This is a genomic window from Paenibacillus sp. (assembly GCF_031177825.1).
In the GTDB taxonomy this organism is placed as follows: Bacteria; Bacillota; Bacilli; order Paenibacillales; family YIM-B00363; genus Paenibacillus_AE.
In genome coordinates this window covers 129477-143939 of the sequence record NZ_JAPSKE010000015.1, presented here as the reverse complement: position 1 = coordinate 143939, position 14463 = coordinate 129477, and the positions used below count along the sequence as shown (strand labels likewise).

General features: G+C 57.5%; 14 protein-coding genes and 1 pseudogene. 10 read left to right on the top strand and 5 right to left on the bottom strand.

The window, feature by feature from the left end; genetic code table 11:
• The first annotated feature begins 273 nt into the window (after nucleotides 1–273).
• On the top strand, nucleotides 274–582 hold the full coding sequence (locus RIN49_RS17865) for a YolD-like family protein (RefSeq protein WP_309121515.1): 309 nt from the start codon (nucleotides 274–276) through the stop codon (nucleotides 580–582).
• A 3-nt stretch (nucleotides 583–585) separates the two neighbouring features.
• Here the strand turns inward: RIN49_RS17865 and RIN49_RS28840 are convergent, their stop codons facing one another.
• Nucleotides 586–792 carry a helix-turn-helix domain-containing protein gene (locus RIN49_RS28840; RefSeq protein WP_375295264.1) on the bottom strand — a complete coding sequence of 69 codons (207 nt, stop codon included), beginning with the start codon at nucleotides 790–792 and terminating at the stop codon, nucleotides 586–588.
• Nucleotides 793–1109: 317 nt separating this feature from the next.
• Between RIN49_RS28840 and RIN49_RS17860 the strand changes: the two genes are divergently transcribed.
• The 3 genes from RIN49_RS17860 to RIN49_RS17850 are packed head-to-tail and all read left to right on the top strand — an operon-like array spanning nucleotide 1110 to nucleotide 3463.
• The gene (locus tag RIN49_RS17860; RefSeq protein ID WP_309121514.1) at nucleotides 1110–2429 is read left to right on the top strand and encodes an FtsK/SpoIIIE domain-containing protein; all 1320 of its coding nucleotides are present in this window, start codon (nucleotides 1110–1112) and stop codon (nucleotides 2427–2429) included.
• 4 nt (nucleotides 2430–2433) lie between these two features.
• Nucleotides 2434–2973: a replication-relaxation family protein gene (locus RIN49_RS17855; RefSeq protein WP_309121513.1), complete on the top strand. Its 540-nt coding sequence runs from the start codon at nucleotides 2434–2436 to the stop codon at nucleotides 2971–2973.
• A gap of 13 nt (nucleotides 2974–2986) precedes the next feature.
• Nucleotides 2987–3463 (top strand): hypothetical protein, encoded by a 477-nt coding sequence (locus RIN49_RS17850; protein WP_309121512.1) that lies wholly within the window; start codon nucleotides 2987–2989, stop codon nucleotides 3461–3463.
• A 46-nt stretch (nucleotides 3464–3509) separates the two neighbouring features.
• Here RIN49_RS17850 and RIN49_RS17845 read toward each other — a convergent pair whose 3' ends face one another.
• Nucleotides 3510–5315, bottom strand: a complete 1806-nt coding sequence (locus tag RIN49_RS17845) for an HNH endonuclease family protein (protein ID WP_309121511.1) — start codon at nucleotides 5313–5315, stop codon at nucleotides 3510–3512.
• Between the two features lie 490 nt (nucleotides 5316–5805).
• On the opposite strand from RIN49_RS17845, the gene RIN49_RS17840 reads away from it, so the two are divergent.
• On the top strand, nucleotides 5806–5979 hold the full coding sequence (locus RIN49_RS17840; RefSeq protein WP_309121510.1) for a hypothetical protein: 174 nt from the start codon (nucleotides 5806–5808) through the stop codon (nucleotides 5977–5979).
• 155 nt (nucleotides 5980–6134) lie between these two features.
• Nucleotides 6135–6749: a PH domain-containing protein gene (locus RIN49_RS17835; protein ID WP_309121509.1), complete on the top strand. Its 615-nt coding sequence runs from the start codon at nucleotides 6135–6137 to the stop codon at nucleotides 6747–6749.
• Between the two features lie 104 nt (nucleotides 6750–6853).
• Here RIN49_RS17835 and RIN49_RS17830 read toward each other — a convergent pair whose 3' ends face one another.
• Both RIN49_RS17830 and RIN49_RS17825 read right to left on the bottom strand, forming a co-directional pair.
• The gene (locus tag RIN49_RS17830) at nucleotides 6854–8032 is read right to left on the bottom strand and encodes a cation:proton antiporter (protein ID WP_309121508.1); all 1179 of its coding nucleotides are present in this window, start codon (nucleotides 8030–8032) and stop codon (nucleotides 6854–6856) included.
• Between the two features lie 187 nt (nucleotides 8033–8219).
• Nucleotides 8220–8480 (bottom strand): hypothetical protein, encoded by a 261-nt coding sequence (locus tag RIN49_RS17825; RefSeq protein ID WP_309121507.1) that lies wholly within the window; start codon nucleotides 8478–8480, stop codon nucleotides 8220–8222.
• Nucleotides 8481–8644: 164 nt separating this feature from the next.
• On the opposite strand from RIN49_RS17825, the gene RIN49_RS17820 reads away from it, so the two are divergent.
• A complete protein-coding gene (locus RIN49_RS17820; RefSeq protein WP_309121506.1) occupies nucleotides 8645–9931 on the top strand; it encodes a C40 family peptidase in 1287 nt (428 codons plus the stop codon).
• 69 nt (nucleotides 9932–10000) lie between these two features.
• Here RIN49_RS17820 and RIN49_RS17815 read toward each other — a convergent pair.
• A pseudogene (locus RIN49_RS17815) lies at nucleotides 10001–10423 on the bottom strand (molybdenum cofactor biosynthesis protein MoaE); the annotation flags it as partial.
• 158 nt (nucleotides 10424–10581) lie between these two features.
• On the opposite strand from RIN49_RS17815, the gene moaA reads away from it, so the two are divergent.
• The 3 genes from moaA (at nucleotide 10582) to RIN49_RS17800 (ending at nucleotide 14288) form a co-directional block, all read left to right on the top strand.
• The gene (gene moaA, locus RIN49_RS17810) at nucleotides 10582–11583 is read left to right on the top strand and encodes a GTP 3',8-cyclase MoaA (RefSeq protein ID WP_309121505.1); all 1002 of its coding nucleotides are present in this window, start codon (nucleotides 10582–10584) and stop codon (nucleotides 11581–11583) included.
• A 16-nt stretch (nucleotides 11584–11599) separates the two neighbouring features.
• Entirely contained in the window at nucleotides 11600–13057 is a 1458-nt protein-coding gene (locus RIN49_RS17805) for a bifunctional metallophosphatase/5'-nucleotidase (protein WP_309121504.1), read from the top strand.
• A 124-nt stretch (nucleotides 13058–13181) separates the two neighbouring features.
• Nucleotides 13182–14288, top strand: a complete 1107-nt coding sequence (locus RIN49_RS17800) for an HD-GYP domain-containing protein (protein ID WP_309121503.1) — start codon at nucleotides 13182–13184, stop codon at nucleotides 14286–14288.
• Nucleotides 14289–14463 lie beyond the last annotated feature (175 nt).

The following is a 14463-nucleotide window of genomic DNA, read 5'->3' as shown; positions in this document are numbered from 1 at the left end:
CTTCTTTGTATTGGGTTAACTTTTGCCCTTTTTTTGGCGGCATAGAAAAATCCCCTCCGGTAGACAGTGTTGTATCCATGATACCATGGACTCTTTTTTCACTGTCTACCATGAGGGGATAATACCATCCCGGGACTGAAAAGGGTTCTTTTTTCATACGGGGCCGGTAGCGGACATTTTTCGTTTACAGAACATTCGTTCCGAGTATAATAAGGGAACATGTATTCGCAAAGGGTGATCGGTATGAGAGGGAAAAAGCTACGAGGAAATGGTTTGTGGGAGTCGTCGCGCATCATCCTGCCGCAGTTCAGGGAAGCGCAGGTGAACCATCGCCGCGGTCTGAACGCCCGCGAGAAGCCCGAGTTCGACGAACAGCGGGTCGAAGAGCTTTCGGCGGCGCTGGCCGAAGCAATCATGAGCCGCGATCTAACGGCTGTAGCGGCGTTCGGCACGTTTGGTGATGCGGTGCACGTAGGCGTCGTAACGAAGCTCGATCCGATCGACCGGGTGATCTGGCTGCAGACGTCGGAGGAGAAAATGCGGATCCGGCTCGACGACATCGTGAACGTGGGGCGGGTGTGAGCCTTACCAGAAGTCGCCGGCGCTGACCCCGGGGTCGACCTCTCTCAGCGCCCTTATCACCTTAGACCGTGTATTCGTCCGCGGAATATAGTCCTTATTGTTACAAAGCTCCGAAACAGTGTTCGGGCTTAACCCCGTTTTCTTCTCCAACCAATTCTGATGCACTCCGTTATCATCCATCCATTTACCCAGCCGGGTCCTCGGCTTCATCCAAGATAAAAACATACGATCACCTCCACCATCAGAGTGGACAATCTATCAACATTTCATACCCAAAATGTGTCGGAAACTAAGAATAATGGACAATCAGCGCCCCATACCCTTTACCATCAAGCGGAATATTCCGGCCAGTGTTCCTCCCCCTCTTCCGACCATCGTTCCGATCCACTGTTCCGGGCACCCTTCCGGCCCGGTAATCGCTCCGGAATATTCCGATCCGCATAGGACCGCGCCTCAAGCCTTGTTCAAAGTCATTCCGGCGGCGGGCAACTATCCTATCGGATATCAAGGTAAAGGGGTGGTGCGCGTTGTTATTGGAGACCATCGGTTGCGCGGCCGCCGCGGGGCTGCTCGCGTACACTGCAATCGACAAGAGCGGATCGGCGTCGGACGCGGCGAAAATCCAGCGCGTCGCGGCCAGCTGCGGCCTGACGGTAAGCGAGGGCGGCAAGCTCCGGACGATTCATCTGCTGCGCCGCACGCGACACGCGTGGGGCACCGAATACGCCTACCGGATACCGATCGGGCTGTCGTTCGACGACATCGTCAAGAAGCGCCAGCACATCGAGGACGGTCTGAATCACAAGCGCGGGCTGATCGACCTGACGATCGACGACCTGCGGACGCTCCGGATCGGCCCCGACATCCTTCAGCAGCTCCGCGCGCTGTTAACGGGTCCGAAGCAGCGGAAGGAAGTGTTGCTCGACTACGACGGCACGTTGAGGATCCGCATTTACCGGGATCCGATGCCGACGCTTGTTCCGTTCGACGAAGCAGCGCTGGCGAGCTGCAGGGACTGGCGCGTGTTGATCGGCGAGAGCCGCGAGGGGCGCGTCTACCACGACTTCGACGCCTACCCGCGCATGGTCGCAGCCGGCATGACGCGGTACGGCAAGTCGGTGTTTTTGAAGGGCGTTGTGACGACGCTCGTCGCCTGGCAGCCGACCGCGGTACGATTAACGCTACTCGACCTAAAGGGTGGGCTCGCGTTCAACCGGTTTGCTAACCTGCGGCAAGTCGCGACGCTGGCGACGGACGTCACGGAGGGTCTTGCCGCGCTGCGCTCGATCGCCGGCGACATGAAGGAGCGGAAGGAGTATCTTCGTTCGCGAGGCTTCGAGGACGTGGTCGAAGCAGGCATCAAGTATCGGCACTTCGTGATCGTCGACGAGGGCGCGGAGCTGGCGAGCGCCGGCGAAACGAATCAAGAGCTGAAGAAGGCGAAGATCGAATGCGAGAACATCCTAGCGGAGATCGCGCGGATCGGCGGCGGGCTCGGGTATCGTCTCATATTCGCAACGCAGTACCCGACTGGCGACACACTCCCGCGCCAGGTTAAGCAGAACTGCGACGCTCGGATCTGCTTCCGCCTTCCAACCGAGACGGCAAGCCGCGTCGTGCTCGACGAGGCCGGCGCCGAGCAGCTGCCGCTCATCAAGGGCCGCGCGATCTACCGGACGGACCGCAAGCACGTCATCCAGACGCCGTATATCGGAAACGATTTTATCGAGAAGACAATTCGGCCGCACCTCGTCATCCGGCCAAGGAAGGAGGAAGCGGCGAATGCTCCTGCAGCAACGGAAGCTCGAGCGGGAAGAAGCTATACTCTCGTCATTGAAGAGGCTTGATTATATGAGCCGTGGCCAGATCCAGCGGCTCCACGGATTGGCCGGTGACAGGAACGCCCGCCGCGTGCTCGCCAATATGGACCATCTGCTCGGCTCGTGGCGGTGCGAGACCGGCGAGACAATCTTCTACCTCAACAAGTACGGCCGCGAGCGCGTAGGGGCGGAGAAGGCACGCCAGAAGATTGCCCAGGTCGGCCATTATCTGATGCGCAACGATTTCTACATCCGGATCGGAGCGCCGGAGTCGTGGCGGAACGAGGTACGATACAAGGTTGAGGGCGTACTGACGATCGTCGCCGACGCAGTGTATCAGGTCAACGGCCGGCGGCATTTTCTCGAGGTCGACCATCTGCAGACGATGGCGCAAAACGAAGCCAAGATCGAGAAATACCGGCTACTGCGGTCCTTAGGCGTCCTGCAGGAGCGGCTTAAGTACTTCCCGCGCCTGGTATGGGTGACGCTCACGGAGGGCCGTCGTAAGCAGCTGGCGGGGTGGTGCGAAGGTCTGGACGTTACGATCCACCTATGGGATGAAATCAGATAAGGAGGCGATCAGCATGCAGGTGACGATCGGAGTAAAGGGCGGGGCACGGAAGGCGTTGTTCGAGCCAGTTGTGGAGCTGGCCGCGGCAGCGCCGACGATCGACAGCCGGAGACTGTACGAGCCGAAGGTGAAGTCGTTCCTTGGGCACACCGTGCCGCTCTTGGTGGCCGTCGGCGGGGCGCTTCAGCTCTCCGCGACGAAAGTATTCGCTGCACCGAAGGCCGCGGTGGAGGCCGGCGAGGCGATCCCGGTGATCGGCGGAGCGCTGAAGGGGAAGATCATGCATGCGTTCGATCCGCTCATCGACTTGATCGTGTCTCTCTCGTATCCAGTGGCCGGCGTGATGATCGCGGGCGGCTGCCTGTTCATCATGGTGGGGAACCGGGATCGCGGAATGCAGCTCCTCCAGAACGCGGCGATCGGTTATCTCCTTATGCAACTTTCACCGTTGATGCTGGATTTGCTTGTGGGAATTGGGGAAAGCGTGTAATAAACAAAATCCACCTCCAACGCGAGCGGAGGTGGATTTTGTACTGTTAAAAATCTAATTCCAGTTGCCCGTAAATAAGTTCAGGAGTGGGTTGTAGCTCTGGGGGTTCGACAACCTTAGAAGTTTTTTGTATTTCGTTTCCGTTCGGAATTTTATCGCGATTATTATTACACCATGGATGGACAATCCTCCCGTTGCCCACGGAATTGTCTCCACCCTCACTTCTCTTTTCTATATGATCTACTTGATGAGAAACACTAATCTCAATAGCACCTCCACACAACTCACACTTATAACAACCCTCAAAATAGGCGAGAATTTCTTGTTGTTGTTTTGTAGTATTTGTGAATTGGGAGTAGGGGCGGCCAGCTATGCTTGACTTTCTAAACTCAGAGTAAAGATTTGCATCGAGATTCTTAAGGAATTCGGCAGCAGTTTCTTTTGGGGTTGCGCCCAGTGCCTTCCCTAATTTAACTTCGTTCAATAATTGATCAAAAAATTGAGCTTGATTATTCGAGAGTCTACTTGGTCCGCCTTTACGACCTAGATACTTAATTACTTGTTCTTTAGTTAACATTAGTACTGACTCAAAATGCCCTCTATTTAAGGTGAAAATGAGTTTACGCTCTTTAATCTCCGATGATGTGCCCTTAAATAACCACATTATGAAAGAGAAGAAAAGAACCTGACTGAATTGCCCCTTTAAGGAGTAAAAATAGAAAACTGGCATAAGCCCAAGGCTATTGGGTGACTTTCCTCGTATGTGGGATAAATGACTTTGTAAATCCTTTAACTTCTTCAATGTGGTTTCAGCTACAAGATTATCATCACTCTCATTAGCTAGGTTTTCGAGAGTTGCATGTAAGTTATTTTTACCTGTTTGACCGTGCTCCATGACACAGAATAAATACTGAAGAAATTGGTATCTGTCAAAACTGTTTTGTTTTTTCAGTAAGACCAATGGGTAGTCCGTGACCTTGATTTTTGATGGAATATTGTCAGATGGAGCAAGTAATATTTGATACAGTTCTTTGCTTATGTTGGTACATTCTTCATAATTTTGAATCCAGATTGATTGCTTAGAACCGTTACTGATTATTCCGGCCATTGCCCTCGCAACCGGAGACCGTCTGTTCTCAATAAATAAAGCTTCTTCATCAGAAAGGGGGGTTCCGCCGGTATTTATGTTTACAAATGACTGTTCTGCGTCTTGGTACCCGCCGGTGACCCACTGGATTGGTATTTTAAGCGAGGTGTTTAGATGGTACATAAACCTACCCATGGACTCGACGGATTCGTCAAGCTCATCCTTCGGATTTTTCTTGGCGTCTACTACTTTTTTAAATTTCAGCGCAGCTTTACGACATGCCTCATAATCACCAATTGCTTCGTTAACTTGTTGTCTCATTCTATTCGCTGCACGAAGCTCATCTTCTTCAAGATACCCGTATTCCTTTGCTTCGTCCGAATCGCCCCAGTCATCTGTAGCCCATGCTCTGATTGCAGACAAACGATGGGCCCCGTCTAGTACAAATATGTGCCCAGTCTCTGGGTTGAGCCAAAAGATGACACCGGGTATTACTTGATTGTTTTTCAATGTCGATAGCAAATTAATGTATTTTTCATCTGTCCAGCTGTTAGTTTGGCGTTGGAATTCGGGTTTTCTGAAACGGTCCCAAATTGAGAAGCCCGAAGGATCAGGTTGGAAATCTTTAAAGTCCAAGTATTCCTTTTTATGATATTGTACTTCATCCGATTTTAAATCATTAAGGTAGTCGGAAGTTGTAAGTAATGAATCCGAAGGGATATGGTGATCGAGATTAACATTTGGAATCATTTTCACTTTTTCCACTTGTTTTCCTCCTTGAAAATTTATATTACTAAAGTTCTACATTATTACTTTGTATCCTTCTTATCCCACTGCCCAAAAGGTTCGAAAGTCACGAATGTGTATTATTATTTAAAGGCAGGCTACCTCACCTTAAAGGAAGAACTGCTCTTAGCCTTTGCCATAACTGGTTGCCCGTTTTTTGTCCGGTTTGTGATGAAAAAATATGATGCGGTATGAAAAACTCAGCCGAGAAACTTCCTATATAATAAGGAATCGGATATGTAATGAAACGTCATGAAGCCCGAAAATAAAAAAGTTCGAGATGGAAGGCTCGATCGGCTAATCGAATATCGACAATCCGCGGAACGGTTCCGCGGATTTTTTTTTCGAGAGGAGAAGCGCAAGATTTCACATTGGGTTCATTCGCCGTTGACATTGTGTTAATAGTCTTCCTTTAAAATCAGAAGCAGAGACAGGGAAATAGATGTTAAAGGGAGATAGGAGAGAAATTATGTTGCTATACGAACTTACTCGTCTTGTAGAAGAGGGCCGGAGGGCGACGGATGCGTCGAAGGGAATGCCGGATAAGGATTTGCTGCCGCGAAAGCCGTCTCCTTCCGAAATCGAGCTCCTGATCGAGGCGATCCGAACCGACGCGAGGAAGCGAGAGCTGGCAAGGGTATAACCCGGAATTGCGCTGACGCAAGCGACGAAGAGCCCGCAGAACGTTTTGCGGGCTTCTTTATATGGGTGGACGCAGACATTCGGATCTGAGATAATATCTCTGGACCGGGACGAAACGTCACATGTGGGAAAATTTTCATCGGGAGGATGATTCGATTGTTCGGAAAGATCGCATCGGAAGCGCTCGGATTAAGCGATATCGGGAAGGTCATCAAACCGCAAGATTTCGACAAAGTCGACTCCGACGATTACGTCATGCACGAAGACGGGGAGAAAGTTTTCTTCATCATCAAATCCAAGAAAGACGAATATTGCTTTACGAATTTGGCGCTCATCCATCTTGACGGCGACAGCGCCGTGAGCAAGAAGCGTATGCTGAAGCGGTACAACTACGCGACGAACGAAATTTCCAGCGTGTTCTTGGAGACGGCCGGCACGGTCGATATGGACGTGGAGATCAAATTTACGATCGGCAGCGCGCACTTCTCTATCGACGTCGACAAGAAGCAGATCGAATCGGTTAAGGACTTATATAAAGCTCTTATTAAAATCTCCGAAATCGTCGATTCCAACGATACGCTGTTCGATTACGCGAAGCAGAGCGTCAGCATCGCGAAGGAATCGCTGGGCCGCATCGGCTCCCAGGGCTCTTCGCCGGTCGAGCAGTTCAACGCGATCACGGAATCGGCCTACGACTGGCTGAGAAACAAACATAAGGAACTGAAGGTGAAAGACTTCGGCTTCGTATTCGAGAAGTACATCAATCAATAAGGTTTGGGCAAACGAAAATACGCACCCGGCGGGTGCGTATTTTTCGTTAGGGTTCGCCCACGGGGGAACGACGCTCTCAGAGAACCACCGACGAAACCGGCCCTTCAGATTGCGGGGGGCGCAGCTTTAACGGCCTCCTGCCGGTTCGCCTTGCCGTCTGCCTTCCCGAAAAACAGCTTCATCATCGGCGGCGTCAGGATCGTCGTGACCAGGATGACGACGACGAGGACCGCGAACAGGTCCGAGGCGAGCAGGCCGGTCTCGAGGCCGATGGCGGCGATGATGAGCGCGACCTCGCCGCGCGACACCATGGCGGCCCCGACGCCGAGGGAGCTGCGCCAGCCGAAGCCGGCGAGCCTTGCCCCTAGGCCCGAGCCGAGGAGCTTGGTCAGCACGGCCAACGCACTGAGCGCAGCGATGAGGCCGAGATGTTCGCCGATAGCGGAAAATTCGGCGCTCACTCCGATCGAGGTGAAGAACACCGGGACGAAGACGGCGTAGCCGATCGTCTCCACCTTTTCGAACACCTCGCGCTTATGCGGCGTCCGACTGATGGCGACGCCCGCGATATACGCGCCGATGATGCCGGCCACGCCGGTGTACTCCGCGAAGTACGCGTAACCGAAGCAGACGATCAGGCCCGCGGAGACGACCGCTTCGGTGACGCGCAGCGGGGCGAATTTGCGCAGTACCCACGGAACGGCTTTCCAAGCGAAGAGCAGCGCCGCGGCGAAGAAGACGAATTTCTTCAGCACGACGGTGCCGAGGTGGACGTCTCCGCCCGTGAAGCTCATTACGAACGCCAAGGCGACAATGACCAGCACGTCGTCGATAACGGCGGCGCCGAGAATCGTCGCCCCCTCCTTGGACTTCAGCCTGCCCATCTCCTTCAGCGACTGCACTGAGATGCTGACGCTCGTCGCCGAAAGCAGCAGCCCGAGGAATATCGCTTCCGCTTGCGGCAGACCCATGACGAGGCCGGCCCCATAGCCGAGACCGAGCGGGAGTGCGATTCCGAGAACGCCGACGTACGCCGATGCCTTCCCCGACCGCTTGAACTCCTCCATATCGGTCTCCAGCCCCGCGATGAACATCAGAAGGATCACCCCGATCTGACTGATCTCCGCGAGCACGTCCGTACGGTTTACGATGCCGAGCACGGTCGGGCCGAGCACGATGCCGATCAGCAGCTTCCCGAGCACGGAGGGCTGCCCGAGCTTCGCGCTCAGATCGCCGGCGATCTTAGAAGCCAATAAAATCATTGCCAATTCGAATACCAGCATGATTCCCCATCCTCCCTTTTCCCGAAAACAACGCAAAAAAGCCCGTCAACCACGGGCCGCCGCATGCGCAGACGGATCCCTTGGTGACAGGCTCCTCCAAGTGTTCCGGATCTTTATTTATGTCGCTGAATGAACATTCAAGCCCTTTAATCATACATCCCCTTACGGAAAATGACAAGAGCGCCGCCTACGAAAGCGTCGGATCGATCGCGAACATCGCCGCGACGGACAACCCCCAAATGAGGGCGATGACGAACGAGACGCCGGCAAGCGTAAGCGCGGGAGCGCCGGCTTCGGGCGAGCGTCTCGAGCCGATCGTACCCGTCGCCAGCGCGACGAGACCGAGGATGAGACCGATCGGCAGCAGCACGACGAGCAGATTGCACATACAGGCCGCGAGCGCGAGCCAGAAGGCCGGGGTCGACGTGGCGGTTCGGTGCAGGGACACGGGGCATTCTCCTTTTTCCAAAGTTATTCGTTATTGTAGCATACCCGATTCCTCCACATCATTCCTTATCGACAGCTTGCCGGAATTGCATATTTTGACCGTCCGAATCTCAACCTAATTCCGACATAAGCATTCCCACATGAATAAAGGAGATGTGTGCTACGATGGCGCGCCTATGGAAGACGATTTCGATCGCGGTAGCGATCGGTTTAACGGTTACCGCCTGCGGCGCAGGCGCGGGCGGCGGCACGGCCAACCGGGACGAGGGCGGCGTAACGACCCGCTCGTTCCCGATGACCGGCCACGAGTCGCTGCTGGAGCGGGCACGGCTCTGGGGCAACGATCACGGAGTCGGTCAGAACAACATCGCGAACCACGGTCGCGACGCCGGCAACGACGGGACGAGGCAGGACGGGCCTCTGATCGGCAGCGACGAACGGATCTCGCCGTTCCCGCAGGGCAGCGTCCGACCGCTCAACGCGGGCGCCGCCGGCCAAGGCATGGGCATGCTGCAGACGCAAACCGCGCAGCAGCCGATCACGGTTCCATACGTGACGGAAGGCGGCGAACGTTACATTGCGTTGGATACCCTAGTGGACGTCCTGCAATTCGAGCATTACGTGACCGAGTCGATGGATGTCCGGGAAATCGGGGATAAGGACGTGTTGTTCCGACTCCAAGCCGGCAGCACGAAGGCCGAGAAGGAAGGCAACCCGTTCACGTTGTCCGCGCCGCCGAAGCTGATCAACGGCAAGATGATGCTGCCGGTGTCCAGCGCTACCGACCTGTTCGCCGAGGAGATGGTGTTCGAGACGGGCGCCGAAGGGTTGACGCTGTTTCCGTCCGACGGCGCGGAGCTGGGGCGGGATACGGACGGGGCCGACGCTGGGCAGGTCGATCCGTCGCTCGATTTCGCGGACGATCCGAACGACCCGTTCAAAGGCGACGACGATGCGGAAGGCGCCTTCGCGAGCGAGGAGGAAGCCGAAGCGGCGCTGGGCGCGCTCGAAGCGCTGGCGGCCGATCCCGAGGCGGTGCCGGCGATCAAGAACATCAACATTAACGCGATGATTCGGACGGCGAAGAAATATCTCGGCGTCCCCTATCGATTCGGGGCAGGACCGTATCCGAAGACGAATCGCTTCGACTGCTCCTCTTACACCCAATACGTCTTCGCCAAGTACGGGATCGATCTGCCTCGCACGGCGCGAGCGCAGGCGAGAGTCGGCAAGACGGTATCCCGCAAGAGCCTGCGGAAGGGCGACTTGTTGTACTTCTACGTTCCCGGCCGCTTCAAGACGAACAAGACGATCGGCCACGTAGGCATCTACATCGGAAACCGGATGATGATCCACGCCAACACGGAGCCGAGGAACGGCGTCCAGCTGCGCAGCATCGACCGGGCGTTCTGGAAGAAAACGTTCATTACGGCGAAGCGAATCGCCTACTAACGACATACGCGCCCGTTCCGGACCTCTTCGAGCCGGACGGAGCGCGTATCGTTGCGTTCGGACGGCCGCTCAGGCGAGCGGATTCCAAGGCCCGGTCTGGGCGCCCTTCCACTCCGTTCCGTCTTCCCATACTTCCTTCTTCCAGATCGGCACGATCTGCTTCAGCCGTTCGATGGCGTGCCGGCTGGCCTCGTAGCAGACGTCGCGATGCGGGGCCGATACGGCGATGACGACGCTCGCCTCGCCGACGTCGACGCGGCCGATCCGGTGCGTAATGGCGCATCGAGCGCCAGGCCATCGGCGGTCGATCTCCTCGCCGATCTTGGCCATCGCCTTCAGCGCCATCGGCGCGTACGCTTCATACTCTAGCAGGACGGTTCGCTTGCCGTGGGTCCATTCGCGCGTCGTGCCGATGAAAGCCAGCGTCGCTCCTTGCTCCGGCGCGATCGCCTTCGCGCTGACGCGGGCGACGTCGATCGGCTCTTTCGTAATTTCGAACATGGCGTCGTTCATTCGAGGTTCTCCTGTCCGGATCGTTTTCCCAATATTATAACCTACCGGCTCTCCTGTGTTAATGTCGGGCAAAGTATGCTAGACTGAGTGAAAACGAAACGGGTGATTTCCGCGGCGGGGCGGAAGGAGGATGAACGATGTCGAAGCTGATCGACCGGTTCGGAAGAACGCATGATTATTTGCGCATCTCGGTGACGGACCAATGCAATTTGCGCTGCGTCTATTGCATGCCCGAAGAGGGGCTCGAGTTTCTGCCGAACGACAAGATGATGACGGCGGAGGAGATCGTGAAGATCGTTCGCGTCGGCGCGAAGCTGGGCATTCGGAAAATTCGGATCACGGGCGGCGAACCGCTCGTGCGGGGGGATATCGTCGACATCGTGTCCGGCATCGCCGCGGTGGAAGGCATCGAGGACATCGCGATGACGACGAACGGCATTCTTCTGGCGAAGAAGGCGGCGGCGCTGCGCCAAGCGGGGCTGACGCGCGTCAACATCTCGCTGGATACGTTGGACGCCTCGAAATTCCGCATGATCGCGCGGCGGGGCGAGCTCGCCAAGGTGCAGGAAGGCATCGAGGCGGCGGCCGAGGCGGGCTTCTCGCCGATCAAGCTCAACTGCGTGCTGCTGAAGGGCATGAACGACGCGGAGATCGAATCGTTCCTGCGTCTGTCGTACGAGAAGCCGCTTCATGTGCGCTTCATCGAATATATGCCGATCGGTCACGACGACGAAGGCTGGCGCAGCATGTACCTGCCGCTCGACCGCGTCCGGGAGACGGCGGCCGGGCTGCCTTGGGCGGCGGAGCCGATTCCGGACGTGAAGGGCAACGGTCCGTCGGAGGATTGGCGGTTCGTCGGGGGCAAGGGCTCCTTCGGGCTCATTCATCCGATCAGCGACCAGTTTTGCGCGAAGTGCAACCGGCTTCGCTTGACCGCGGACGGGCAGCTGAAGCCTTGTCTGTATTGGGTCGACGAGTTGAATCTTCGGCCCTGGGTCGACGACGAGGAGGCGCTTGCGCGCATCTTCTTCCGGGCGCTCGACATCAAGCCCGAAAACCACGAGATGGCGGCTCGGCTCGCGCAAGAAGCGCAGAGCCACGAGCCGACCGCTCGTCGCATGTCGCAAATCGGCGGGTAATTTCGGGAGGGAATGCATGACAGGGCGTATCGAATTCGTCGTTTTGCATACGAACGACTTGCACAGTTCCTTCGAAGCGATGCCTCGCATTCGCTCTTTCTTCGAAGCTTATCAACGGGAGCAGCCGCCGGAGCGGCTGCTCCGTTTCGATATCGGCGACCATATGGATCGGGTGGAGCCGGAAACCGAAGGCACGATGGGCGCCGCGAATATCGACGTCATGAACGCGACGGGGTACGACGCGGCCGTCCCGGGCAACAACGAAGGCTTAACGCTATCGGCGGCCGACCTGGAGGAACTGTACGGACGGCAGGCCGCGTTCCCGACGCTCGTCGCCAATCTGCGGCCGTCGGAGGGCGCGCAGCCCGCGTCCTGGATTCGGCCGCGGCTCGTGATCGACCGCGAAGGGATCCGGATCGGCCTGTTCGGTTTGACGGCGGCGTTCGCGCCGTTCTATCGGGAGCTGGGCTGGGACGCTCTGGATCCGTTCGCCGCCGCGGAGGAGCAGGTTGCGCTGCTGCGGGGCGAAGACCGGGCCGACGTCGTCATCGCGCTCAGCCATCTCGGGATCGCGCACGATCGCCGGCTGGCGGAGACGGTGCCCGGCATCGACCTCGTGCTCGGCGGCCATACGCATCACGTCATCGAGGCGCTGGAGCGCGTCGGGGACGCCTACATCGGCGCGGCGGGCAAGTTCGGCTCGCACGTCGGCGTCGTTCGGCTGACGGTCGATCGCGCAACGCGGCGCGTCGTCGGCTGCGAAGGCGGCGCGGTCGAGCTCCCGGCGGAGCCGGCCGACGAGAGCATCGAGCGGCTGATCGACCGGCACCGGGCGGCGGCCGAGACGGCGCTCGACCGCGTCGTCGCGCGTCTGCCGCGAAGCTTGCCCGCCGACGCCGACCGGGAGTCGCCGCTCGGCAACCTGCTCGCGATGGCGCTGCGACGGTTCTGCGACGCCGACATCGGCGTCGTTAACGCGGGGCAGCTGCTCGCCGGCCTCGAAGCCGGGCCCGTCACGGCCGCGGCGATCCACGCCATCCTGCCGTCGCCGATCAACCCGTGCTCGATGCTGCTTCGAGGCGACGCGCTCCGGCAGGCGATCGAAGAGTCGATGGATGCGGAGCGACGGAGCTACTCGTTCCGCGGCTTCGGCTTCCGCGGGAAGGTGCTCGGCGCCTTGTGCCTCGACGGCGTCAAGGTCGTGACGTCCGCAGGCGCCATGGGTCGGGACCGGCAGGTCGAGAGCATCTTCGCGGGGGGCGAGCCGCTCGACGACGAGCGGTGGTATCGCGTCGCCACGATCGATATGTTTACGTTCCGCATCGGATACGAATCGTTGGCGCGAGGCGAACGTATCGCATACCGTCTGCCCGAATTCCTCCGGGATCTGCTCGGAGAGACGCTTGCTTCGCCGGGGCTCGAAGGCCGAATCATGGAAGCGTTCGAGCCCAGATACTTAGACGTGCGTCAATAACGCGGCCGGCCTTGTTGCCAGAACGCGGACGATCGTTTACAGTATAGAAAGTTTACTTTGCGGATGGTTAAGGTCGCGAACCTTTCGCTTAGCGAACGATTCTTGAAACAAGCGAGGGATAGCCATGCTGCTGCTGCCTCTTTCCATGTGCCGGCCGGGCATGCGGCTCGGTAAGGCGATCTACAGCGACGACGGACTCGTGCTGCTCGGCGAGCGCAGAGAGCTGACGGACACGATGCTGAACCGCCTCGAGCGGTTCGGCATTCAATATCTCTACATAGAGGATTCTCGGACCGACGATCTCGTGTTCCAGGACATCGTCTCGCCGGAGACGCGGGCTCGCGCGGTCGGCGAAGTGAAATCGCAATTCCGCCGCATGATGGACGACTCGATGAAGAAGCGTTCCGTGAACGGGTTACAGCTCGGCCGGGCGTTCAAGTCGATTATAGACTCCATTCTCGACGATATCACCTCGAGCCAAGACGCCATGCTCATGCTGGTCAACATCCATGCGTCGGACCACTATTTATTCCAACACTCGGTGAACGTTTGCATTTATTCTACGATTCTGGGTCAAGCCTACGGCTACACCCGCGACGAGCTGTTCACGCTGGGCCTTGGCGCCCTGCTGCACGACATCGGCAAGACGCAGCTGCCGCAGGACGTGCTGCTCAAGCCGTCGCGGCTGACGAATCAAGAGTTCGAGATCATCAAGTCGCATTCGATGCTCGGCTTCAAGATGCTGAAGGACGAGCCGAACGTGCCGCTCCTCTCCGCGCATATCGCGCTGCAGCATCATGAGCGCGTCGACGGCTCGGGCTACCCGCGTTCGATCGTGGGCGACGAAATCCACGAATACGCCCGCTGGGTCGGCTTGGTCGACTCGTACGACGCGATGACGACGAATCGAGTGTACCGCCACGCGATGCTGCCGCACGAGGCGATGGAGCGGCTGTATGCCGGGGCGGGTACGCTGTACGATCAGCATAAGATCGAGCTGTTTCGCGATAAGGTCGCGATTTACCCGCTAGGGATGATCGTCGCGCTGGACACGAACGAGATCGGCGTCGTCGTGGACGTCAATGCGTTGTCGCCGCAGCGTCCCGTCGTCCGCGTCATGTACGACGCGGACGGCCAGAGCGTGACGCCGTACGAGATCGACTTATCGAAGTCGCTGACGTCTTATATCAAGGAAGCGAACGTCGAGGTCGCGGAGATGAGCGCGCAGTGATCCGTGCGCCGAGAGGTCCCCTGAGCGGGGGCCTTTTTTTGTTAAGCGTGAAAATGGATGGGGCGAGCAGCTGAAAAGCACACTTATCTCGCCGAACAGTCCTCACCTTGTGCACATGGTGCCAAGGGGTTGTACGCATTCCGCGCAGAGGCTGCGCACTTACCCCCATCCCGCC

What these genes read in the sequence shown, in the direction of transcription:
- RIN49_RS28840 (WP_375295264.1), bottom strand. Translation starts at nt 792, where the DNA reads ATGAAGCCGAGGACCCGGCTGGGTAAATGGATGGATGATAACGGAGTG.
- RIN49_RS17855 (WP_309121513.1), top strand. Translation starts at nt 2,434, where the DNA reads ATGAGCCGTGGCCAGATCCAGCGGCTCCACGGATTGGCCGGTGACAGG.
- RIN49_RS17850 (WP_309121512.1), top strand. Translation starts at nt 2,987, where the DNA reads ATGCAGGTGACGATCGGAGTAAAGGGCGGGGCACGGAAGGCGTTGTTC.
- RIN49_RS17840 (WP_309121510.1), top strand. Translation starts at nt 5,806, where the DNA reads ATGTTGCTATACGAACTTACTCGTCTTGTAGAAGAGGGCCGGAGGGCG.
- RIN49_RS17830 (WP_309121508.1), bottom strand. Translation starts at nt 8,032, where the DNA reads ATGCTGGTATTCGAATTGGCAATGATTTTATTGGCTTCTAAGATCGCC.
- RIN49_RS17820 (WP_309121506.1), top strand. Translation starts at nt 8,645, where the DNA reads ATGGCGCGCCTATGGAAGACGATTTCGATCGCGGTAGCGATCGGTTTA.
- moaA (WP_309121505.1), top strand. Translation starts at nt 10,582, where the DNA reads ATGTCGAAGCTGATCGACCGGTTCGGAAGAACGCATGATTATTTGCGC.
- RIN49_RS17805 (WP_309121504.1), top strand. Translation starts at nt 11,600, where the DNA reads ATGACAGGGCGTATCGAATTCGTCGTTTTGCATACGAACGACTTGCAC.
- RIN49_RS17800 (WP_309121503.1), top strand. Translation starts at nt 13,182, where the DNA reads ATGCTGCTGCTGCCTCTTTCCATGTGCCGGCCGGGCATGCGGCTCGGT.